We start from the raw sequence: 21,591 nt of genomic DNA on the forward strand, positions 1-21,591 counted from the left end.
ACTCAATCAATCAAGCAGGTATCGGCACTCTCCGGTATCTTCGTTGTCACCTGGAGCGGGAGTTGAATGCGGAAGTCGGTGCCTTGACCCACTGTAGACTCGCAATCAAGGAGACCCCCATGGTGGTCTACCACGATCTGACGGCAAATTGAGAGGCCGAGACCTGTCCCTTGGCCCACGGTTTTAGTCGTGAAAAAGGGTTCGAAGATATGCTCCCTAACTCCTGGGGCCATGCCGCCCCCATTATCCGAAATGTGGATTTCTACCCTGGCTTGATCCGGTTCGGACCCTTGTACTAAGGCCGTTCGTACCTCAATTTGTCCAAGCTGGGGCTGGGGTTCTGTTAACCAGCGACGTTCAATAGCCTGCACCGCATTACTGAGGAGGTTCATGAACACCTGGTTGATCTGACTAGCATAACAAGTTAGGGGTGGCACCTCCCCGTACTGTTTTACCACTGTAATGCCAGGGGTATCTGCCCGTGCCTTCATGCGATAGTGCAGGATTAGTAGGGTACTGTCGATGCCCTCGTGCAGATCTACTGTTTTGACCTGTGCCTGACCATGGCGGGAGAAGTTCAATAGCGATCGCACTACCTCTTGAATGCGCTCGGTTCCAGTGACCATGGAAGCAAATAGGCGGGGAAAGTCCTCTCGAATGAACTCAAGATCTACATCCTGATTTGCCCCTAGATGGAGGGCAGTCTCAGGATCTATGGTTTGTTGATATCGCTCCAACAAACCCATCACATCGGAAAAATACTGACGGGCATGGTTTAGGTTGCCGCCGATGAAGTTAATCGGATTGTTGACTTCATGGGCTACGGAAGCAACGAGTTGCCCCAGGCTGGACATTTTTTCGGCCTGCACCAGTTGAGTCTGGGTCTCTTGCAGTTCCTTCAAGGTGCGATGCAGTGTGGCGGTGCGATCGCGGACCTGCTGCTCCAGGTTCACATTCAAATCCTGGACTTGGTGATAGAGGGCATTTTGCTGTACTGCGATCGCAAAATGCTGCCCTAGCGCTTGAGCCAAGAGGCGATCATGCTCACTCCAAGGGTGAGCCTGCCCCTGCTTAGATTCCTTCCACACGTCAAAAGAGAGTCGGGGCTGACTTTGCCGCCGATCAGCATCGACCTGCCCCGCCCATAGGGTCTCGGTGTCAATTGCCCGCCGAAAAATACTCAAATATCCAAAAATATGGGAGCCATAGGTCAACGGGACCACCAACAGCCCCCGCACGGGGGTAGTGCGAAAAGCCGCCTGAATATTGCGCAGTTCCGGTACCTTGTACAGGTCTGAGATAGCTGCATGTGCTAACAAGTCTGCTTCCTGGGCAGCCGTCTGAAAGTAGCGGATCCAGGTATGGAACGCCTCAATCGGCTCCACCCCCGGTAGGGGTTGGGGCTGGATCCCTTGGGTAAAGATCTCTCCATCCGACCTTTCCCCTGAGCCGGAATGCGGTAATCTTCCCCCTTGGAGCAGATGGACTAGGGTCCATCGGTCTACGTACAACCGCCCCCCACATCCCTGCAACTCAGCCACGGTTTTCTCCAGAGCAGCGGGGATATCCATGGTGTCCAGGGGATAGAGCTGCTGGGAAATATGATTAATGGCAGCTTCTCGCTGAGCCTTGACATGGGCCTGTTGCCATAGGGCAGCTTGGGCAATGGCTACGGCTAACTGATCCACCACCATCTGAAGACCCTGGAGCATAGGAGTCGATATTTCCCAGGGTTGGGAATGGTGGGCCACCAGCAAACCCCAGAGTTCCACACCGTGCAAAATGGGCACCACGACGGAAGATTGTACCCCCATGGCAGTGAGGTATTCCTGGTGGCAGGGATCCACGGGCCGAAAGCGAATTTCTTCACTCACGGATTCTCCAGTTTCAGGATGGACTAGAAAGCCTTGACCGATTTGACTCTCATGGACGTTGACGATGGAGCGCATCCGCGCCGTCATGAACAATTCACGGGCATGGGGAGGAATGTCATCAGCGGGAAAGTTCAACCCCAGCAAGGAAGGTAGGCGATTATCCTGAATCGATTCCGCAACCACCTGGCCATCGCCATTGTCATAAAATTGGTAGATCTTGACCCGGTCCACTCGCAAAAAAGTCCGTACCTCCGTCGCGGTGATGCTGAGGGTGTGGTCGAGGTCTGGCGATCGCAAAATTCGCCGCGTAATGCGGTTTAACAGGTGATCTATCCGTGCTGTCCTGTTCTCCTCTCGTGGCAGGGTCTCCAGGATCGGACTGGCTTGAGCATCACGGTTCATAGCAGTTCTGGCACGAGTGAATTCATGAAAGCGATGCTCTGCCTTTTATGTCCCTTGCGAAACGAAAAGCAATGCATCAATGAGTCGGTATCAACCGGTGTCTTATTTCCTTGAGAGTTGCCAATTGGGAAGCGTCTATGACCCCTCCACCATCAAACCCTATTGATAAAGCTGTATAACCCTGATCGTTAGAGGCTTCACCGAAGTTCCTTAAGCACAGACCCAAGGTGGCAAAACAAGGTGGCAAAACCTTGTTAATTATCCACACGCCCTAGGCCGGATCGTTGAAGCCAGAGTCTACTTGTTGGTATCTTAAACCACATATCTCAATCCATTGGCCGGAATTCTGATTTGTGAATTTAAGGCAACAAACTGCAATGGAACTATATGGATTCCACAACCGCCAATAATTCCCGCTCAAAGGTTACCTGGGCGCGATTGGTACGACCGCCCACTAGGAGACGCCCTTCTATCTCCAAAGCCCAGACTTGGGAATGGGAAATATAGCTCATTACCACCCCCACCATTAGCAGTCCAAACCCCAGATAGACCAGGGGAATGCCGGGATCGGCCTTGATTTGTAGTCCGGTACTACCCACCACCTCTACCACGGAGAGGGTGATGCCATTCACCTCGGTGGATCGTCCCGCCCGCACTGTAGAGACAAGTTGGCCTCCATTGTCATAGACCAACAGCGTGCCCTGAAGATCCGCTGCTACTAGGGATACACCATCGGTCATGTCTGGGTTTGTCGGTAGCCAAGTTCCCCACAGGCGGCTCTTCCCTGCCATCTCCAGTGGCCCCATGGACACCTCTAACACCGGGCTGTTGTTGAATCGCACCCGCACTCCGGCGATGCCCCAGTCGGCTTGATAGAGGGTGACGCCCCGATAGCGTAGGGGTTCATTGACATGGATAGTTTTGCGCTTCAGTTCCTGTCCGGTGGGGTCAATAACCGATAGGTCGGAGTAGAACTGATCGATGACGCCCTCCGGTGTGTAGTCAATCCAGAAGCGGTTGACCCGTACCGCCCAATCCTTGGGGATTTGGGCCTCCGCCAGGGGGCCGATGTCAAAAATATTGCGGATCTGGAACACCTGTCCGCTGGGGACCATTTCCTGGGCAAAAAATCCGGTTAAGGAGCCCCAAATGGCCCCCGCTAAGATCAGCAACATACTGGCATGGACGACGATGGGGCCAATCCGTCCCGCCACGCCCTTCTGGGCATAGAGGGCTTGATCGCGGGTGAAGATGCGATAGCCCTTTTGCTTTAGCGCAGGCTCCATCTGGGCCAGGGTGCCCTGATCCACCTCGGTACTGAGGGCAAGTTTGGTGAACTGTCGGGGCTGGGTGTAGAAGTTCCAGGGCCGGGAAAACCAGCGCAGGGCGGTGATCTGCCGGGTAAAGGTACAGGCGGTGAGGCTAGCGCCAAAGAGGATCAACAGGGCTAGGAACCACCAACTGCGATATACCTCGTTCAGCCCTGCCAGGAAAATAATGCGCCAACTTAGAAATCCGAATAGGGCCGGATCTTCGGGGTAGTTGGTTTGGTAAAAGTTGATGGACTCCCCCTGCTCAATCACCGTACCGAGGATGCTGAAAAGTGCGATCGCAAGTAAAAGTGCGATCGCAAGACGGAGGTCCGCCAACACCGGCAGTAGTTCTCGTTTGAAATAGCGCTGGAGCCAGCGCCAGCCCAAGGCTGGTTCTAAAAGCAGTGAAGGCAGAGGCATAGCTTAGGTTGAATCCCAATACGCAGGGTTGTTACAAGAATCACCAGAATCTAGACCAGGGAGCCAGGAAGTACTCGCACCAGCAGCGAGAATACCCCAAACCCCACCAGCAAAATGCCACTAGCGGGAGTAATCCACCCCGACCAGCGGCGCAGGGCTAACAAACGCTTAATCGTGGCAGTAAAGCTTCCCGCCAGCACCAGGGGTGCAACATAACCCACGGTATAGGCCAAGAGCAGCCCCGCCCCCAACACCGGATCTCCCGTCGTGGAGATCCAGGCCAGCAGGGTAGCCAAAACCGGCGTACTACAGGGCGAAGCCACCACCCCGAAGGTCAACCCCAAAAGATAGCTTTTTACCGCCTGGGGTAAACCCCGGTTCAAAAAATCCAAGTTTCCCCCACTGGGCAAAGCCAAAGGTAGCGCCTCCAGCAGATTCAGCCCCATCAGAATTGCCAGAATACTGACCAGAATTGGCAACCCCATCCCCACCTGGCCATATACCCGACCAACCGCCCCCGCCAATAGACCCAAAGCCGCCAGAGTCGTAGCCAGTCCCAGGGCAAACCAGGTAGATTGGGCTATCGCTTGCCCCCGATCCTCTGCCTCGTAGCCCCCCATATACCCCACCATGATCGGCAGCATGGACAACATGCAGGGAGTCAAACTAGTCAGCAACCCCGCCACCCCCACGATTACGACACTCAAGAGCGACAGGCTTGTAAGCTGCGACGCCACCAATTGATTGGCGTATTGGCTGACAGCGTACAAGTGAATTTGTAGAGCCTCAAACATGGGAAACAGGGGAAATAGGGGAAAGGGAAATGCCATGCAGAGGAAAATTCAGGCCGTCCCCCATATAGTCTCCCTATTGTATCCAGTGCGTCCCGCTATTCGCGCCCTAGTGCTCAGTCAATTAATGATTGATGGGTGACCGAAATCCTGGAGTTTAGTTGGGGTTAACTGTTGAGGGTCTTCGGCCCATCAAAATTTTCCTAGCGGAACACCAGCCTAGGAAAGAAGGGTCGGCGACGCCCCATTCCTAGGGATCGGCAGGGTCACCACCCCCGCCTCATTCACCTCCCGAGCCACCCTCACCAGCAACGCCGCCATCATCAGGTTAGCCACCATGGAACTGCCACCGTAGCTAAAGAGGGGAAAGGGCAGTCCTGTCGTGGGTACCAGCCCCACCGTCACAGCAATATTGAACAGAGCTTGCCCCACCAGTAGCACCACGGTGCCAATAGCCGTTAGTCGCTGAAGGGGCGATCGTGCCCGCTGGGCCACCACCATGCCCACGGTGGCATAGCTGCACAGAAAGAGGAGCAGTAGGCAGCAGCCTACAAACCCAAATTCCTCGGCATACACCGCAAAAATAAAGTCCGTGTACTGAATCGGTAGGTAAAACAGCTTCTGCTGGGAAAAGCCAAACCCCGATCCCCAGAGACCACCCGATGCGATCGCAAGCAAACTCTGAATAAGCTGATAGCCACTCCCCATCGGGTCGGCCCAGGGATTGAGAAAGGCTGAAATCCGTTCTCGCTGATAGGCATTAGCGCTCAGACTCAGACCCACCACCACCATTCCCCCCAGGGCCGTAGATCCTAACATCCGCAGAGGTAGCCCAGCGGCCCAGGCAATCAACCACAGAGTCAACCCACAGATCGTGGCCGTACTCAGGTTGGGCTGGAGCAAAACCACCCCTACCGAAAAGGCAAACAGACCCAACCACAGGCCCCGATTGGCCCAGGACAGTCGGGGCCACAAGCCAAAAACTCGCGCTGCCTGCAAAATCAAAAATGGCTTCAGTAACTCTGAGGGCTGGAGTAAAAACGGACCCACCGCCAGCCAGCGGGTAGCCCCATTGACCGTAATCCCCACCGCAGGTAAGAGGGTAAGCAGCAGTACCCCCAACATCCCCAGGAAACCCAGCCCCGAGAGACGGACTAGTCTTTCCAAAGGCTGCTGCACAATCCAGTTAAAAACCGTGAGGCCCAAAAAAATCCACAATCCCTGCACCGCCAAGTAACGCCAACCCTGAACCCCCTCCGACAGAGCTGTGGGATAGGAGGCGGAAAACAACGCCACCAAACCAATCCCCAACCACAGCAAGGTTAGCCACCGCAACAGACGTGCTTCCCCCGACCAAGTCGCCGTCGCCGGGTCAATCAAGGGAAAAAAATACTTCAGAACGGGTCCGCTGACAGGGGTATGCATCACACTAAATCGCCCAGATGCAGCAACACCCGGTCAGTATAGCGGTCACCAGCCCGGTTCGGACAAGACAGCGAATCAATTTGCTAAATAAGTGGACACAGTTAAATTCAGCATGTAGTTGGAGCACAAGGAGCCGCTGCCCCTTGTGGGGGGGGTTCTCCCCAAACCCTAAGTCAAATAATTCTGTCCATGTACTTATAGCGCTTCTCACTCGGGTTAAGTACAGGCAAGGGGCTTAAGCCCCTTGTTCCCCGAATTGCCATCAAGTTGAGCTGTACCTCATCCATTAGGGAACCGCTATATGTTACTCAGCATCTCAAAGGCATAAAAATAGGCCACAGAATCCTGTGACCTAGCCGAATTCCAACCCTAATGGGTAAAAACTTGGGAGGAATAGTTACTGAAGTCCGGCATTGGCTCCGGGACGACCCGTGGCTAACTGCACCTTTACAATCTTGCCGCCCATTTTCTGGATACGCTGTTGCTCACTAAACCAGTTGTCATAGGGCACCAGCTTAGTAAAAAAGGTGTTCTGTAGCTCCCGTTGGGTCCGGATACGGGTTTGGCTAGGCACACAAGCCGTAATTTTAAACATCCGCATAGGTCTTGGCTTCTCCTGACGCAGTATTTGACTCAACCAGCATTTAATAGACGTTCTCAAGCCTAGAACGGGGGACTGGCAAACCGAATGTCCTCCAGCCCTGAAGTGGCTAGGGAGATTCCTTTTCTTAAAATGTCTCCCGCAACCTATCCATGTCCCAAACCAATGCCAAGGAGGAAAGTCCTGATCTCAACACTCGCCCCAGACGTGGTTGTTGCGGGAGCACATTCCGGCTAAAGCCGCTAATCGCAATTAGCTCAAGCCAGAAGAAATGTAGTCAAAGTAGACACCAGCTTCCTTGCCAGCTTCAGCGCCAACTAGGCTAGCGGTGACTTCCTTGATTGCTTGAATAGCGCTTACGGTGGCACCGATGGGCACGCCGAGGGAATTGTAGGTTTCCTTCAGACCATTCAGCACCCGCTCATCCAGGATGGAGGGATCCCCAGCCAGCATGGCGTAGGTGGCATAGCGCAGGTAGTAGTCGAGGTCACGAATGCAGGCAGCATAGCGACGGGTGGTGTACATGTTGCCACCGGGACGGGTGATGTCGGAGTACAACAAGGACTTAGCCACAGCTTCCTTGACGATATCAGCGGCGTTAGCACTGATGGTGCTAGCGGCACGAACCCGCAGCTCACCGGTCTGGAAGTAAGCCTTCAGCTTTGCCAGGGATGATGCATCCAGGTACTTGCCCTGCACATCGGAGGAGTTGATGACAGCAGTAATTGCGTCTTGCATGATGAATTTCCTTAAATGACCTTACTTGGGTTGACAACGTAATGGGGAGGCAGGCTTACTGCAACCCACCCACGACATAGTCGAAGTAGGCGGAGGCTTCAGCCGCATCTTCGCCGGAGAGCAGTCCAGAGGCAACGCTTTTCATAGCGCGCACACCTTCAGCTACAGCCGCCAGGGGAGTTCCCAGGGAGTTGTACATTTCCTTGACACCCACGAGACCAATCTCTTCGATGGGGGTCACATCACCGGCCACAACACCGTAGGTGACGAGGCGCAGGTAGTAGTCCATGTCCCGTAGGCAAGTAGCGGTCATTTCTTCACCGTAGGCATTGCCGCCGGGGGAAACCACGTCGGGACGCTTTTGGAAAAGCTGGTCACCGGCCTGCTTGACGATACGCTCACGGGACTCGGTCAGCACTTGGGCGATGCGCAGACGGCGCTCACCAGAGGTGACAAAGCCTTTGATTCGATCTAGTTCACCGGGGCTGAGGTAACGGGCCTCAGCATCGGCATTCACGATGGACTTCGTGACAATGCTCATTGATGGATTCCTCCAAAAAAAATAACCAGATGCCAAATTCACTGGCATTCAGCGATCACAAGTGTTCACCAGTAACCACTTGAAAGGAAAACTAGCGTTGTCTCTGGGCTTGCAAAGACTAGCCTCAGGTCAGATGACCAACCCAAAACTACTTCACAATTGGGTAAAGACGCTCCTCAGATCGAGCGGTCCAGAACCTAACGGCACTGCTCCCCAAAGGCCCTAAACGCATCCACCTTCCGGGAACATTTTCCGGCATCGCACTAACCTTCTTAGGGGCAATGCAATATTTTGTAATACTATCCTCAGGTTTCCTAAGGCTTGCCAGTTGGTCGTTTTAATGCTCTGGCAAGCTAGGGGCAGATTTTTCCCTGTCTAAAGTCTGAGGAAAACGTCACTTTTCTCAGCAAAAGAACCCAGGCTCAGAATCTCCCGCCTAGAGAACTACCTTATAGCTTGGGTCAAATAGCTTGGGTCAATTTGCTTGAAACACCAGGTACCTTGCTGATGCTTAGTGACACAGCAAATTGGCTCACGGTCTCGTCCTCAGGGACTCGCAAGAAAATAGAATGTCGGTTGCCGCCTAATTATTGGTGTATTGCTTAGTGCTGGCGGAGCCTCATCATTTGCATTTGATCGAGCAAGTCCCTGTAAGGGCGCGCTGCGCCCCTACAGGGACTTGCTTTTCGAATAGCGTACTGATTAGACCTTGGCGTCAGCCACGGCTCCCGCCATTAGGGGTAGTTGCGCTCCATCCACCGTAGACGACACCGGCTCAAAGCTAGGCACCACCAAGTCCTTGTTCTGCTTGGTGAGCTGGTCGTAGAGCCGTTCCGTATTGGGGAAGTTAGCCGCAGGTAGGGTGGGATAGCGACGATAGGGCACCGTATCCTCTCCAAAGTACTCCGTATATTCGGGACTATTGACCATGGCCCGAATGAAGCCTCGCAGCCCCTGAGTGGCTAGGATTTGGTTGTACTTGCGAATTTCCGCCTGGTCTAGCGGAGCCCGCCCAAGGAAGTGCTTCGTCCCTAGCTCGATCACCTTAGTGTTCGGGTAGGGAGCGTAGAACTCCTTGAGATAGAGCTGGGAGGATCCAAGAGCCTCAATAAACTCTTTCAGGGTAATTTCCCCATTACCTAGCTTGCTCTCTAGGGCTGTAAACTCATCGCGCACCACATAGGGGGCGACATCCCGCTCAAAGATCTGGCGATAAGCCGCCTGGGCTGCCAGTTTTAGGGCGGGCTTGTCTGCCAAGCTGGTGAGCTTGAAGATCTTGGTTTGTTCCCGCTGGCGGTTCACGCCCTGGCTGATACGTACTTGGACTTCCACCGCAGCCCGAGTATCGGCCACCGTCCCCAGTTCCACAAATCGGGGAGTTGTTTCTGGCAAGGCAGGCCGCATTCCCTTCTCTGCCAGGGTGCCGACCCGCATACTCCGCAGGGACAAACCTGCGGGGGTCAGATACCGCTCGTAGGGAACAGTGTCCTCGCCAAAGGCTTCGTCGTACTCTGGACTGCCGAGTATGGCATCAATGAGGGCATAGAAGCCTTGCTTAGCCGCAATGTCAAAGTACCGGTTGGTCTCTTGGCGACCGTAGGTCGGACGTCCCAGGAGACGACGGTGGATATACTCGACCGCCTTCATCACATAGAGGGAAGACCAGTAGGTCTTGAGGAAGACTTCGGACTTGGCGAGGGTGCGAATGAACTCTCGCACCGTAATATCGCCATTTTCTAACTTGATTTCCGCAACTTTGAGGCGCTGTCCATCATACAGGGAGCGACCAAAAACCTGGCGGTAAGCGGCGTTGATGACCACTTGGGTAGAGGTTTCGGAGTAACGGATGCTGGCTTGGGTATTGCCCGTCGCAGGGATTTGATCCAGCTTGAACACCTTAGGTCCAAGGGAGCCTGGGTTTTTACCCCTAGCCCCAGGGTTGCTGAGTTGGTTCTCGATACCTGCCCCTCGGCGGATCAAAATCCGGCGGGTATCTTTGTTAAAGAAGGCAGGGCTACTGCTGGGATTCCGGGTTTCCTTGGGAAAGATGGCCCCGAACTGAATCTCCAGGGGATCGTTGCCGGATCCGTAGGGATGCTGATCGGGGAGGGGCTGTTCGTAGGCGGCGAACAGGGTGATGAACTGAGGAATCTTGCGGAAGGGGGCGCTGTAGTTAAACAGGTCAAATTGTGGACCCCAGTTGCGACATTCCTGAGCCTCTTGACCTAGCCCCCGCAGGTAGGGAACGGTTTCTTCCCCAAAGTAATCGGCATATTCCTTCGAGTCCACCAGGGCATCAACCAAAGCGCTGAGACCGCCACTGGAAACGATGGCAAAATATTTCTGTACCTCTTCCCGTGAGCTGGGAGCTCGCCCCAGAATATGGCGAAACGCCAGTTCCAAGGCCCGACTGTTGATGTAGGGCTCGAAGAAGTTTTTCCGATACAGGGGCGACTTGGCTAAACGGCGGATGAACTCCTTCATGGAGATCTCGCCATTTTTGACTTTGGACTCTAGGTCCGAGACGCCCAGGGAGTAGGCGCGGATAATATCCCGCTCAAAGACTTGGCGATAGGCGGCTTTGACTGCCTCAGTCTTCTCCGTAGAAGAGAGACCGGGCTTCATGGCGTACTTGGGTCGCCGTTCGGAAGCATTGGCGTAAATCTGGGGTAGTTGCAGCCCCTGGAGATCACCGGAGGGGCGCTGACGCAGTTTGTCGGAGGGGGTCGCCGCTTTAAACTCTGAGAGCAGGACGGCAAAGTACTGGGCGACAATGTCCTGGGCCTCTTTGTCATCCTGGAAGTAGCGCTGGGCAGCTTGGGCCATGGCCTGGATGGCGACGATGGTTGCGGCTCCTGAGCAGGCGTTCTCAATGATTTCCCGCAAACCCCGTACATTGACGGCGATGATGTTGGGGTCACCCGCAACGATGGCATAGGTGACATACCGCAGGAACCAGCTCAAATCCCGAAGGGACTTTTGCATATTGCTGGGGCCGTAGCGAGCCACGTTAATGGGACGAAATCCAGAGGGGATTGGGCCGGAACTCGTGGCACTGAAAATAGAGCGAATCCCTTCAAAGAAGCCACCTCCACTGGCAATATAGGTGGCAGTTCCCAATTTGCTGGCTTCCTGATCGTCCAGGATGGCCCCGCCTCGGGTCATTTCTACTACATTGGTGTCGGTTTCGGGCTGCTCTAGATACGCCAGGGGGGAGCCCCCGGTAAAAATTCGGTTGGCCGCTTGGGACACGATTAGCTCGGAGTACCGAGTGAGCGCCTCTGCGATCGCAAGACGCTTCGAGCCAGAACTAAAGAAACGGGCCAGTTCGTCCAGTTCCCCTCTATCGATATAGCGATCTTGCTGATCGGCTTGGGAAATTGTGGCGACCGGCAAAGTTTGATAGAGCTGGGGCCGCACCGCGCTGCTTCCACCACTAGCTTTTAGACTCATTCCTTTTTCTACAGCTCCCTATCATCTTTTTCAAAACGTGGCACCGGACCAGACGCTTCGACGGATTTACACTGAGCAGACAGAACGCAGACGAAACAACGTCGGACTTCTCCCTGTACCAATCGGGCGACGGGCTAATGAATCCTGAGTTAGGAATTCAATAGCCTAGGTCTCAGATTAAAACGATTTCGGAAACGGACGAAGCTTTGTTAAAAACTGTGTAACATCCCCTAGCCGATTCCCAGAGCCATCCTACCGGGTTCTGGGGTTTATATGAGATGACCATAAACTTCTGTAACAAAGGACTGAGGGGGCATGATTCTGTGGATTTGTATTCTCTAGTGGTTCTTTGTGGGTCTAGGGATTTGAGGCCCTAGTTTTGCGACCTTCCATAACTTAAATTTCTTGCTGCCGACCTGCTTGCTTATGGCTTCCTCTTCTTCATCTCCGTTGTCTCGCCAGTCTGTTACCGCTGCTGTTGCCCAGCTCTATAACACCTATCCTTTTCCGCCGGAACCGCTGCTGGATGAACCTCCACCGGGATATAACTGGCGTTGGCATTGGACGGCAGCCCATGCCTTTTGCACCGGACGATCGCCGGATCGACAAGCCATTCGAGTTCTGGATGCAGGCTGTGGCACGGGGGTGGGAACGGAATATATCGCTCACCTCAATCCCCAAGCCAAGATTACGGGAATTGATCTCAGCGATCGTGCGTTAGAAACTGCCCGCAATCGCTGTCAGCGATCCGGTGCCCAGAACGTCCGGTTTCAGACCCTGAGCATCTACGACGTAGGGCAACTGGAAGGCACCTTTGACTGGATTAACTGTGTCGGCGTTCTACACCACATGCCCGATCCCCAGGCCGGAATTCAGGCGCTGGCCACCAAACTGGCCCCTGGAGGATTGCTGCATATCTTTGTCTATGCCGCCCTGGGACGCTGGGAAATCAGCTTAATGCAGGAGGCCATTGGCCTGTTGCAGGGAGAACGGCGAGGGGACTACACCGACGGGGTACAGGTAGGTCGGCAGATCTTCGCCCATCTACCGGAAACCAACCGGCTGCGCCGCCGGGAAGAGGAGCGTTGGTCCCTGGAGAACCATCGGGATGCCAACTTTGCCGATATGTATGTCCATCCCCAGGAAGTTGACTACACCGTGAATACGTTGTTTGAGTTAATTGATGCCTCTGGCCTCATGTTTCTGGGATTTTCCAACCCCCGCTATTGGGATCTATCCCGGTTGATTGGCAGCCAACCGGACCTGATGGCCCGATCTGCGGTCCTCTCCCAACACCAGCGCTACCGACTGGTGGAACTGCTGGATCCGGAGATTACCCACTACGAATTTTTCCTGGCCAAACCGCCCCTGGATCGCCTGGACTGGTCCGATGATGGTCAGCTTCGACAGGCTCGTGTCCAGCGGCATCCTTGTATGCAAGGGTGGCCCAGTCAGTCGATCTTTGACTACGACTATCAAATGGTGGATCTGACGGCGGCGGAGTTTCAGTCGCTCACCTACTGCGATCAGGCGGAGTCTGCCCCCACGGTGGCAGAACTCGTGGCTGCCACCGAGTTAGATCTAGGGGAAGTGCGATCGCTTCAGCAGCGACAACTGATTGTATTGACAGCGCCCACTGCTTAGGGATCAGCGGGGGAGGCATGGTGGCCATCAGGGTCCGGATGAATTGGAGGCGTTGTGCCCACCATGCCTCGCCCCTCGCTGAAATCCTTTGGGAATCGCGAGACACCCCAATAATTACCGTTTGTTACCGTGATATGATCTGCCATGGCTTAGGCGATGGTGCATCCATAGCCTAGTTCAGGGTTGTCAGTGCGTAGCCAACGGTCAGGCGTGGAAAGTTCACCAAATACACCAACGGCGGAAGTAGACGCTACTTCAGCATTGCCATCACCCTCAGATTCTGCGATGGGCGAATATTATCGCCTTCAGCAAACTCTGTTGGTTATTACCCTTACGTTTTCCGCTGTTATCTTCGTCAGTGTCTACTTTGTTTACTCCCTGTCCATCGCCCTTAACTATTTAATCGGCGCGTGCACAGGTGTGATTTACTTGAGGATGTTGTCGAGGAGCGTGGCCCGACTGGGGAGGCAATCAAAGGAGTTATCAAGTGGCCGATTGGCCCTTGTTGCTCTGCTTCTTTTAGTGGCAAGCCAGTGGAATCAGCTAGAGCTGCTCCCCGTGTTTCTAGGCTTCCTGACCTACAAAGCAGCGATTATCGCATATATGCTTTGGACCGTCATCCCAACCGAATCCTAAGTTGGGTTCTGAAAGTCTAGCACTGTTTTTTTGGCGGGCTCTTCTGTAAACCTTAAGACTCCCTAGAAATGCTGAACCTGGTTCCGAACTCATTTGTCCCCCTGCTTGCCGAGTTAGAAGTTGGTAAGCACTTTTACTGGGAATTGGGCGGCCTCAAGGTCCATGGACAGGTTTTCCTGACCTCCTGGATCGTGATTGGAGCCCTCGTGCTGATTTCTGTCTTGGCGACGCGCAAAGTGGAGCGCATTCCCGCTGGGTTGCAAAACCTGATGGAATACGCCCTGGAATTCATCCGCGACTTGGCTAAGAATCAAATTGGCGAGAAGGAGTATCGTCCCTGGGTGCCCTTTGTGGGGACGCTATTTCTCTTCATCTTTGTATCCAACTGGGCCGGAGCACTGGTCCCGTGGAAACTGCTTCACCTGCCTTCGGGGGAACTCGCTGCCCCCACCAACGATATCAACACCACTGTGGCCTTGGCCCTGTTGACCTCGCTGGCTTACTTCTACGCAGGCTTCAGTAAGCGGGGATTGGGGTATTTCCTCAAGTACATCGAGCCGACTCCCATTCTGTTGCCTATCAATATATTGGAAGACTTCACCAAGCCCCTCTCCCTGAGTTTCCGTCTTTTCGGCAATATCTTGGCAGATGAGTTGGTGGTCGCTGTTTTAGTTTTGCTGGTGCCGTTGTTTGTCCCTCTCCCGGTCATGATTTTGGGACTCTTTACGAGCGCCATCCAGGCCCTCATCTTTGCTACCCTCGCTGCGGCCTATATTGGGGAAGCGATGGAAGGCCATGGAGCAGAAGAGCATGGGTAATGGTTGTCTGTGACCATTATTCAGTTGAAAGGTTGTTGGCTGATGGGCCTTGTGCCGCTTGGTCAACGGTGGTCTAGACGACCCGCCTTTGCGGGAGGTGTCTCCCACGGGTTGTCTCAACCCCAGATGCAGTTGTCAAATCTTACTTTTGAGGTATAAGAACCCATGGATCCAATTGTTGCTAGTGCTTCCGTTCTTGCTGCTGCCTTGGCAGTGGGTCTGGCCGCTATCGGTCCCGGCATCGGTCAAGGTAATGCTGCTGGCCAAGCGGTAGAAGGGATTGCTCGTCAACCCGAAGCAGAGGGCAAGATTCGGGGCACCCTGCTGCTGTCCCTTGCATTCATGGAAGCGCTGACCATCTATGGTCTAGTGGTTGCCTTGGTGCTCCTGTTTGCTAACCCCTTCAGCTAGGGATTGTTAACGAAGCCTCTGCTGGGTTGTTAACTCCCAACGGAGGCTTTGTGGCGGGCTTAAGCGATTGAGTTGCATGATTCGCAATTAGGTCTTTGCCCTTAGTGGGGATGGACTTCATGCGTAATCCATTTTGAAGACTTGAAAATCCCCAGACCTGTTAGGGATCTTGAATGTGATGAACTGGACTTTGATATTGGCCGAGGAAGCGGGAGGTCTCTTTGACCTAGACGCGACCCTGCCACTGATGGCTATTCAATTTATAGTCTTGGCCGTTGTCCTCAACGCCATTCTATATAAGCCTTTGGGAAATGCGATTGATGGGCGCAACGATTATGTTCGCTCGAACTTGACTGATGCCAAGGAAAGATTGGCCCAAGCTGAGAAGGTTGCTAAGCAATACGAGCAAGATCTGGCGGAAACCCGCCGTCAAGCTCAAGCCGTTGTAGCGGCAGCACAAGCTGAAGCTCAGAAGATCGCCGCTGAACAGTTGGCGGTAGCTCAGCAGGAGGCTCAGGTTCAGCGCGAGCAGGCTCAGCAGGAACTGGATGCCCAAAAGGCGTCTGCTTTGCAGACGCTAGGGCAGCAGGTTGACGGTCTGAGTCAGCAACTGCTAGACAAGCTGCTGGCGACCGCTGCCTAGTGGGTTCCGTCTAGTAGCTTCTATCTTTCTAGTCCTGTCGTTGGACGCTAAGCGCACCTGTTTACGTTTTAAGAGGGATTCTAATGACCATGCTTTGGCTGTTGGCAACGGAAGAGGGAGGGTTTGGTCTCAACTCTGACATTTTGGAGACCAATCTGATCAATCTGGTCATTGTCATCGGCGTTTTGATCTACTTCGGCAAAAAGTTTTTGGGAAGTACCTTGACCAGCCGTCGAGTACGGATTGAAGAAGCCATTCAAGACGCTGAGGCTCGGAAAAAGAAGGCGTCTTCTGCGTTAGCGGAACAGCAGCAAAATCTGGCCCAAGCTAAGGCTAAGGCGGAACAGATTTTGGCAGAGGCGCAGGAAAACGCGGCTAAGGCTCGGGAAGCCTTGTTGGCGCAAGCCAAGGTAGATGTGGAGCGTTTGCAGGCTTCGGCGGCCCAGGACTTGTCATCCCAACAGGAACGGGTGTTGCGAGAGCTGCGGCAGCAGGTGACTGAAATGGCAATTGCTCGGGCTAAGGAGCAATTGCCTGGTCGTCTTAACCAAGATATTCAGCACCGTTTAATTGACCAGAGTATTGCCATGTTGGGAGGTTAGTTGTGAGTTCAGCCGCCATCACTGCGGAGGTCGCGAGTCCCTATGCCCAAGCACTTATGGGGCTGGCAAAGGATCAAGGGCTAGCCGATCGATTTGGGGAAGATGCTTCTGCTTTGACGGAGATCTTGAGTACTTCTGAGGATCTTCGGCAATTCCTGCTCAGTCCCCTCATGGCTAATGACACCAAGAAAGGGGTTTTGACCCAGGTGGGGGCGGATCGCTTTCATCCTCTATTTGTCAGCTTTTTGAAACTGCTGGTGGATAAGGGGCGGGTGGTCTTTGTCGAGGGGGTCTTGAGCCAGTACCAGACGCTATTGCGGGAGCTAAATCAGACGGTTTTGGCTGAAGTGATAGCGGCGGTTGACCTGACTGATGAACAGCAGTCGGCGCTTCGGGAACGGGTGCTTTCGATGACGGGGGCTCGACAGGTGGATCTGAGCATTACTATTGATCCTGATCTGTTGGGGGGTGTGGTCATTAAGGTGGGATCTCAGATTGTGGATGCCAGCTTACGGGGTCAGCTCCGGCGTTTGGGCATTCAGTTGAGCGCGGCATCCTAGGGCAATTGGGGGAATATTTCCATCACCCCAGAATTGGTCTATGGGTTCGTCGTGTTCTAGCCTGTCGATTTTTTTGATTTCTTTTTTTTGTCGTTCACTATAGGTTCAGTAAAGCAAGTCCCATGGTAAGCATCAGACCTGACGAAATTAGCAGCATCATTCGCCAGCAGATTGAGCAGTATGACCAGTCGGTTCAGGTGTCCAACGTGGGCACAGTGCTCCAGATCGGTGATGGTATCGCCCGTATCTATGGCCTAGAGAAGGTTATGGCGGGGGAATTGCTGGAGTTTGAAGATGGCACGGTCGGCATTGCGCTGAACCTGGAAGAAGATAATGTCGGCGCAGTGTTGCTGGGGGATGGCCGCCAGGTTCAGGAGGGCAGTCCCGTGACGGCGACGGGCAAGATTGCCTCTGTCCCCGTGGGCGATGCAATGCTGGGCCGGGTGGTAGATGCTTTGGCTCGCCCTATTGACGGTAAGGGTGATGTGGCGACGACGGAAACCCGTCTGATTGATTCGGGGGCTCCCGGTATCATTCAGCGGAAGTCGGTGTATGAGCCGATGCAAACGGGGATTACGGCTATTGATGCCATGATTCCGGTGGGTCGGGGTCAGCGGGAGTTGATCATTGGGGACCGTCAAACTGGCAAAACCGCGATCGCAATTGACACCATCCTGAACCAGAAGTCCGAGGATGTGATTTGCGTCTACGTGGCCATTGGTCAAAAAGCCTCCTCTGTCGCCCAGATTGTGAATGTATTAGAGGAGCGGGGAGCCCTTTCCTATACCATCGTGGTCTCCTCTAGCGCCAACGACCCGGCCCCGTTGCAGTACCTAGCGCCCTACACCGGGGCAGCCCTGGCGGAGTACTTCATGTACAAGGGCAAGCACACCCTGGTCATCTACGATGACTTGTCTAAGCAGGCCCAAGCCTATCGTCAGATGTCCTTGCTGCTGCGTCGTCCCCCCGGTCGGGAAGCCTACCCTGGCGACGTATTCTATCTCCACTCCCGCTTGCTGGAGCGGGCAGCGAAGTTGAGCCCAGCGATGGGTGAGGGCAGCATGACGGCGCTCCCCATCATTGAAACCCAGGCTGGGGACGTGTCTGCCTACATTCCCACCAACGTAATTTCTATTACCGACGGCCAGATCTTCCTGTCCTCTGACCTGTTTAACTCTGGCCTGCGACCTGCGATTAACGCCGGTATCTCAGTGTCCCGTGTAGGCGGCGCGGCTCAGATTGGGGCCATGAAGAAGGTGGCGGGTAAGTTGAAGCTGGAACTGGCTCAGTTCGATGAATTGCAAGCCTTTGCCCAGTTTGCCTCTGACTTGGATCAGGCGACCCAGCAGCAGTTGGCTCGGGGGGTGCGTCTGCGGGAACTGCTGAAGCAGCCCCAGTATTCGCCCCTCCCGGTAGAAGACCAGGTGGCCATCATCTATGCAGGCACCAACGGCTATATGGATGACATCCCCATTGAGCAGGTTGTGGAATATTCCAAGCAACTGCGGGACTATCTGCGAACCACCAAGCCTCGCTATGGTGAGATTGTCAGAACCCAGAAGAAACTCACCGATGAACTGGTGGACCTGCTGAAGCAGGGTATTGCGGAAAGCAAGCAGGCTTTCCTGGCGGCGGCGTAGGGATAAACCAAAGCTGGGGTGGAGCGAGGCCAAGCCGCTCTGCCCCACGATGACTAGGCAAGGAATTTACCATGGCTAACCTTAAAGCGATTCGCGATCGCATCAAATCGGTTAAGAACACGCGCAAGATTACTGAGGCCATGCGCCTAGTGGCCGCCGCCAAGGTGCGTCGGGCTCAGGAGCAGGTCTTGGCCACTCGTCCCTTTGCGGATCGGCTGGCCCAGGTACTCCACGGTCTCCAGGCACGGCTACGCTTTGAAGATGTGGATCTGCCACTGCTACAAAAGCGTGACGTTAAAACCGTGGGTCTGTTGGTCATTTCTGGCGATCGCGGTCTCTGCGGGGGCTACAACGGCAACGTCATTCGGCGGGCTGAGCTGCGGGCAAAGGAACTGACTGAAGCGGGCATTGGCCATACCAATGTGCTGGTGGGCCGTAAGGCGGTGCAGTATTTCAAGCGTCGTGATCTGCCTGTGGCAAATAAGTTTACAGAGCTGGAGCAGATTCCCACCGCTGAGGAGTCTTCCCGGATTTCCGATCAACTTCTCTCCCTATTCCTCTCTGGAACAGTGGATCGAGTGGAATTGGTATACACCAAGTTCGTTTCCTTGGTCAGCTCCCGTCCCGTCGTTCAAACCCTCCTCCCCTTAGATCCCCAGGGTTTTGAGGCCCACGATGACGAGATCTTCCGGCTCATTACTCGGGCGGGGCGCATTGATGTAGCCCGTGAAAAGGTGACCTTTGAAGACAAAGCCCTGCCCAAAGACATGATCTTTGAGCAGGATCCGGTGCAGATTCTAGACGCTCTGCTGCCCCTGTACTTGAATAACCAGGTGCTGCGGGCACTCCAGGAGTCGGCGGCGAGTGAGTTGGCGGCACGAATGACGGCAATGAACAATGCCAGTGACAATGCCAGCGAACTGGTGAAGACCCTGACTCTGGACTACAACAAGGCTCGTCAGGCGGCGATTACCCAGGAGATTCTGGAGATTGTCGGCGGCGCTGAAGCCCTGAATTAATGTCAGTTCGGGATTAGCGCCGTCACCCCGCCGGGAATTAAGATGGGCTTTTGTAGGATGTGTTAGGCGGTAGCCGTAACGAATCACAACCCTTGAAGTCGATGCGTTACGCTGTCGCTTTAGCGCAGCCATGCCGCAGGCTACACACATCCTACGCAAGAATTCGGTTTTATTAAATCCACAATTCTAAGCCACTTGTCCTAACCTGGATGGCCACTGCTATCTGTATACACGGTGGCCCAGGGGGAGAGGGGACCGGAAAATGTTGGCCTGGTGCGACAATAGTGGACTGATTTACGCCCTGCGGGACTAGTCCTCTGCGGCGTCAATATCCTAACCGTTCCATCGTGGCACACTCAGCCCCTCACCCTAGCTCTCTCCCAGGGGGAGAGGGGACCGGGCTGCTCGTAGGGACAGGTTTGGCCGATCGCCCTCAACGCCTTGGGGGCATGGTGCGCTCAAAACCTGCCCCGGTGGTGCTGGTGAACGGGGACGGGTTCCTTGGGGGCCATCTCCCCCACTTCGCCTACCGCTGTCAAGGAACCCGTCCCCTTCGCGGGTCTACCCCATCCCTTGGCGTAGGCTGGGTCAACCGGAGGGCGACCTAGCGGGTGTGTGTTGCTGGGCCAGCGGGGCTTGACCCTTGAATTCGTTGAATGGATTGCACCATATCCCAAACCGAAGCAATATCGCGATATTGCATAGATGACTTGACAGGTGTTCAGAATTTCGTGCCGTCGATAGGGATTCTTGAGATATTCTTTACTGACAAGATCAACCTTACGATCGAATAATGTCTCGATTTCCTCCCAGATTTTCAACCAATGATCTAAGGTCAAACGTTGCCCAGGCGCAAACGTAACAAGAATGTCAATATCACTATCGGGATGGAAATCAGCCCGCAAGACAGAACCAATAGGAACTGGCCCCCTTTCTCTGGTGTCTAGGTAGAGCCCAGGCACCCCCACCGAGGCTCTGCCTCCTACCCCTTGAAGCAGGCCGCATTATCAAGGTCATCAAAGACAGGGAGCCGAAAAGCAAGTAACACTAAACTAGAAGTCTTTGCCCTAGTGGCTATGGACTATTGCGTCGGGCTTGCGCCTTTGGTTATAAGCCCTTGCGAGAATCTGCCATCAGCATACTTTCCTGATCCCAACCATGACTGCCAAGGAACAACTTTTACAAGAACTTGAACAGACACCTGACTTTTTAATTCAGGAAGTACTAGATTTTCTGTGTTTCCTCAAGCTCAAGCACCCCACTGTCCCCAACGCTCCCCTAGGGGTTACCAATGCCTTGCGCCATCTCCAACATCTCGGCGACATTGGCCGCAGGCAACCCAGCATCGATGCCGTGGCATTAAGCCGCCATAGCCGCAATGATCTCGAACACCGGAGCCTGATGTAGGGCTATGGCCATTGTGCTAGATGCTAACCTGCTGATCGTTCTGGTCAGTGGCGATCCGCGCCGCGAGCGAGTACTTACTCAAATGAACGCATGGTTGCAGCAAAACACCCCTCTCCATGCGCCCCATTTGCTGCCCTACGAAGTGGCCAATGCCCTTACCAGAGCCATCGTAGCGGGTCAGTTCTCGGAAGCTGATTTAGCCACAGCCTTAAACTCCCTCAGAAACCTGCCGATTGTTTACCATCCTGTCGCTCATACCCCAAGGGTGGTAGAAATTGCTCTATCGTTGGGTCGCCAAAATGCTTACGATGCCGCCTACCTTGCCTTAGCCGAGTCCTTAAATGCCGAGCTCTGGACATTAGACGGACCTCTGTATCGCAATGCAGTCGGTCTCGGGTTTCCTGTTCAACTCATCCGGACAGTTGACCTGCCTTAATCTGGCTCTGCCGTCTGGAAGCAAGAGGCAGCCTAGCCGGGGCGGGTTTTGATACGAAGGTGCGGGGGAGTTGCGATACAGGGGGGCCAAACCCGCCCCGACTGGGGTCTTGTGGCGGTGGGGCCGGGGTCAGGGATAGGGCTTGAGGGGGAGACGGGGATACCCGAAACAAGGCAAAAAAATTCGAGCGCTTCGCGCGGAAGAGGACTGCCTTGAG

20 protein-coding genes are annotated in these 21,591 nt (G+C 54.4%); 11 read left to right on the forward strand and 9 right to left on the reverse strand.

Annotated features, from left to right (window positions below):
* Nucleotides 1-2 precede the first annotated feature (2 nt).
* The 8 genes from LEP6406_RS27130 to LEP6406_RS27135 form a co-directional block, all read right to left on the reverse strand.
* Nucleotides 3-2,276: a GAF domain-containing sensor histidine kinase gene (locus tag LEP6406_RS27130; protein ID WP_008311868.1), complete on the reverse strand. Its 2,274-nt coding sequence runs from the start codon at nucleotides 2,274-2,276 to the stop codon at nucleotides 3-5.
* A 383-nt stretch (nucleotides 2,277-2,659) separates the two neighbouring features.
* Nucleotides 2,660-4,009: a cytochrome c biogenesis protein gene (locus LEP6406_RS0208385; protein WP_008311870.1), complete on the reverse strand. Its 1,350-nt coding sequence runs from the start codon at nucleotides 4,007-4,009 to the stop codon at nucleotides 2,660-2,662.
* A gap of 50 nt (nucleotides 4,010-4,059) precedes the next feature.
* Nucleotides 4,060-4,839, reverse strand: coding sequence for a cytochrome c biogenesis protein CcdA (locus tag LEP6406_RS0208390; RefSeq protein ID WP_317133828.1), 780 nt, complete (start codon nucleotides 4,837-4,839; stop codon nucleotides 4,060-4,062).
* 180 nt (nucleotides 4,840-5,019) lie between these two features.
* Nucleotides 5,020-6,225 carry an FtsW/RodA/SpoVE family cell cycle protein gene (locus LEP6406_RS0208395; RefSeq protein WP_008311875.1) on the reverse strand — a complete coding sequence of 402 codons (1,206 nt, stop codon included), beginning with the start codon at nucleotides 6,223-6,225 and terminating at the stop codon, nucleotides 5,020-5,022.
* A 397-nt stretch (nucleotides 6,226-6,622) separates the two neighbouring features.
* On the reverse strand, nucleotides 6,623-6,826 hold the full coding sequence (locus LEP6406_RS0208400) for a phycobilisome linker polypeptide (protein ID WP_008309343.1): 204 nt from the start codon (nucleotides 6,824-6,826) through the stop codon (nucleotides 6,623-6,625).
* 252 nt (nucleotides 6,827-7,078) lie between these two features.
* Nucleotides 7,079-7,564, reverse strand: a complete 486-nt coding sequence (gene apcB / locus LEP6406_RS0208405) for an allophycocyanin subunit beta (protein WP_008309345.1) — start codon at nucleotides 7,562-7,564, stop codon at nucleotides 7,079-7,081.
* A gap of 55 nt (nucleotides 7,565-7,619) precedes the next feature.
* Nucleotides 7,620-8,105 (reverse strand): allophycocyanin subunit alpha, encoded by a 486-nt coding sequence (gene apcA / locus LEP6406_RS0208410; RefSeq protein ID WP_008309347.1) that lies wholly within the window; start codon nucleotides 8,103-8,105, stop codon nucleotides 7,620-7,622.
* Between the two features lie 702 nt (nucleotides 8,106-8,807).
* Complete coding sequence (locus LEP6406_RS27135) at nucleotides 8,808-11,558, reverse strand: phycobilisome rod-core linker polypeptide (protein ID WP_008309349.1); 2,751 nt, start codon at nucleotides 11,556-11,558, stop codon at nucleotides 8,808-8,810.
* A 426-nt stretch (nucleotides 11,559-11,984) separates the two neighbouring features.
* Between LEP6406_RS27135 and LEP6406_RS0208420 the strand changes: the two genes are divergently transcribed.
* From LEP6406_RS0208420 to LEP6406_RS0208460, 9 genes are all read left to right on the forward strand, one after another.
* Nucleotides 11,985-13,202 carry a class I SAM-dependent methyltransferase gene (locus LEP6406_RS0208420; protein ID WP_008309351.1) on the forward strand — a complete coding sequence of 406 codons (1,218 nt, stop codon included), beginning with the start codon at nucleotides 11,985-11,987 and terminating at the stop codon, nucleotides 13,200-13,202.
* Between the two features lie 285 nt (nucleotides 13,203-13,487).
* Nucleotides 13,488-13,838 (forward strand): ATP synthase subunit I, encoded by a 351-nt coding sequence (locus tag LEP6406_RS35200; RefSeq protein WP_008309353.1) that lies wholly within the window; start codon nucleotides 13,488-13,490, stop codon nucleotides 13,836-13,838.
* Nucleotides 13,839-13,906: 68 nt separating this feature from the next.
* Entirely contained in the window at nucleotides 13,907-14,656 is a 750-nt protein-coding gene (atpB, locus tag LEP6406_RS0208430; protein WP_008309356.1) for a F0F1 ATP synthase subunit A, read from the forward strand.
* A 165-nt stretch (nucleotides 14,657-14,821) separates the two neighbouring features.
* Nucleotides 14,822-15,067: an ATP synthase F0 subunit C gene (gene atpE, locus LEP6406_RS0208435; RefSeq protein WP_008309358.1), complete on the forward strand. Its 246-nt coding sequence runs from the start codon at nucleotides 14,822-14,824 to the stop codon at nucleotides 15,065-15,067.
* 178 nt (nucleotides 15,068-15,245) lie between these two features.
* On the forward strand, nucleotides 15,246-15,710 hold the full coding sequence (locus LEP6406_RS0208440; RefSeq protein ID WP_008309361.1) for a F0F1 ATP synthase subunit B': 465 nt from the start codon (nucleotides 15,246-15,248) through the stop codon (nucleotides 15,708-15,710).
* An 83-nt stretch (nucleotides 15,711-15,793) separates the two neighbouring features.
* Nucleotides 15,794-16,312 carry a F0F1 ATP synthase subunit B gene (locus LEP6406_RS0208445; RefSeq protein ID WP_008309363.1) on the forward strand — a complete coding sequence of 173 codons (519 nt, stop codon included), beginning with the start codon at nucleotides 15,794-15,796 and terminating at the stop codon, nucleotides 16,310-16,312.
* 2 nt (nucleotides 16,313-16,314) lie between these two features.
* Entirely contained in the window at nucleotides 16,315-16,872 is a 558-nt protein-coding gene (gene atpH / locus LEP6406_RS0208450) for an ATP synthase F1 subunit delta (protein WP_008309364.1), read from the forward strand.
* 122 nt (nucleotides 16,873-16,994) lie between these two features.
* Complete coding sequence (gene atpA / locus LEP6406_RS0208455) at nucleotides 16,995-18,512, forward strand: F0F1 ATP synthase subunit alpha (protein ID WP_008309367.1); 1,518 nt, start codon at nucleotides 16,995-16,997, stop codon at nucleotides 18,510-18,512.
* A 71-nt stretch (nucleotides 18,513-18,583) separates the two neighbouring features.
* A complete protein-coding gene (locus LEP6406_RS0208460; protein ID WP_008309369.1) occupies nucleotides 18,584-19,531 on the forward strand; it encodes a F0F1 ATP synthase subunit gamma in 948 nt (315 codons plus the stop codon).
* 458 nt (nucleotides 19,532-19,989) lie between these two features.
* On the opposite strand, the gene LEP6406_RS32005 is transcribed toward LEP6406_RS0208460, so the two are convergent.
* Nucleotides 19,990-20,499 (reverse strand): nucleotidyltransferase family protein, encoded by a 510-nt coding sequence (locus LEP6406_RS32005; RefSeq protein WP_008310144.1) that lies wholly within the window; start codon nucleotides 20,497-20,499, stop codon nucleotides 19,990-19,992.
* Between the two features lie 190 nt (nucleotides 20,500-20,689).
* Between LEP6406_RS32005 and LEP6406_RS33555 the strand changes: the two genes are divergently transcribed.
* Together LEP6406_RS33555 and LEP6406_RS0208475 are read left to right on the forward strand one after the other, a co-directional pair.
* A complete protein-coding gene (locus tag LEP6406_RS33555) occupies nucleotides 20,690-20,938 on the forward strand; it encodes a hypothetical protein (RefSeq protein WP_008310142.1) in 249 nt (82 codons plus the stop codon).
* 4 nt (nucleotides 20,939-20,942) lie between these two features.
* Nucleotides 20,943-21,374, forward strand: a complete 432-nt coding sequence (locus tag LEP6406_RS0208475) for a type II toxin-antitoxin system VapC family toxin (RefSeq protein WP_008310140.1) — start codon at nucleotides 20,943-20,945, stop codon at nucleotides 21,372-21,374.
* Nucleotides 21,375-21,591 lie beyond the last annotated feature (217 nt).

The organism is Leptolyngbya sp. PCC 6406, assembly GCF_000332095.2.
GTDB lineage: Bacteria > Cyanobacteriota > Cyanobacteriia > Phormidesmidales > Phormidesmidaceae > PCC-6406.

Bases quoted from the DNA above. Each gene is read 5' to 3' on its own strand.
- LEP6406_RS0208390 (WP_317133828.1), bottom strand. From the start codon at position 4,839: ATGGCATTTCCCTTTCCCCTATTTCCCCTGTTTCCCATGTTTGAGGCT.
- LEP6406_RS0208420 (WP_008309351.1), top strand. From the start codon at position 11,985: ATGGCTTCCTCTTCTTCATCTCCGTTGTCTCGCCAGTCTGTTACCGCT.
- LEP6406_RS0208385 (WP_008311870.1), bottom strand. From the start codon at position 4,009: ATGCCTCTGCCTTCACTGCTTTTAGAACCAGCCTTGGGCTGGCGCTGG.
- atpB (WP_008309356.1), top strand. From the start codon at position 13,907: ATGCTGAACCTGGTTCCGAACTCATTTGTCCCCCTGCTTGCCGAGTTA.
- LEP6406_RS0208475 (WP_008310140.1), top strand. From the start codon at position 20,943: ATGGCCATTGTGCTAGATGCTAACCTGCTGATCGTTCTGGTCAGTGGC.
- LEP6406_RS0208400 (WP_008309343.1), bottom strand. From the start codon at position 6,826: ATGCGGATGTTTAAAATTACGGCTTGTGTGCCTAGCCAAACCCGTATC.
- LEP6406_RS35200 (WP_008309353.1), top strand. From the start codon at position 13,488: ATGGGCGAATATTATCGCCTTCAGCAAACTCTGTTGGTTATTACCCTT.
- LEP6406_RS0208395 (WP_008311875.1), bottom strand. From the start codon at position 6,225: ATGCATACCCCTGTCAGCGGACCCGTTCTGAAGTATTTTTTTCCCTTG.
- apcB (WP_008309345.1), bottom strand. From the start codon at position 7,564: ATGCAAGACGCAATTACTGCTGTCATCAACTCCTCCGATGTGCAGGGC.
- LEP6406_RS27130 (WP_008311868.1), bottom strand. From the start codon at position 2,276: ATGAACCGTGATGCTCAAGCCAGTCCGATCCTGGAGACCCTGCCACGA.
- LEP6406_RS27135 (WP_008309349.1), bottom strand. From the start codon at position 11,558: ATGAGTCTAAAAGCTAGTGGTGGAAGCAGCGCGGTGCGGCCCCAGCTC.
- atpE (WP_008309358.1), top strand. From the start codon at position 14,822: ATGGATCCAATTGTTGCTAGTGCTTCCGTTCTTGCTGCTGCCTTGGCA.
- atpA (WP_008309367.1), top strand. From the start codon at position 16,995: ATGGTAAGCATCAGACCTGACGAAATTAGCAGCATCATTCGCCAGCAG.
- LEP6406_RS0208440 (WP_008309361.1), top strand. From the start codon at position 15,246: ATGAACTGGACTTTGATATTGGCCGAGGAAGCGGGAGGTCTCTTTGAC.
- LEP6406_RS33555 (WP_008310142.1), top strand. From the start codon at position 20,690: ATGACTGCCAAGGAACAACTTTTACAAGAACTTGAACAGACACCTGAC.
- LEP6406_RS0208460 (WP_008309369.1), top strand. From the start codon at position 18,584: ATGGCTAACCTTAAAGCGATTCGCGATCGCATCAAATCGGTTAAGAAC.
- apcA (WP_008309347.1), bottom strand. From the start codon at position 8,105: ATGAGCATTGTCACGAAGTCCATCGTGAATGCCGATGCTGAGGCCCGT.
- LEP6406_RS0208445 (WP_008309363.1), top strand. From the start codon at position 15,794: ATGACCATGCTTTGGCTGTTGGCAACGGAAGAGGGAGGGTTTGGTCTC.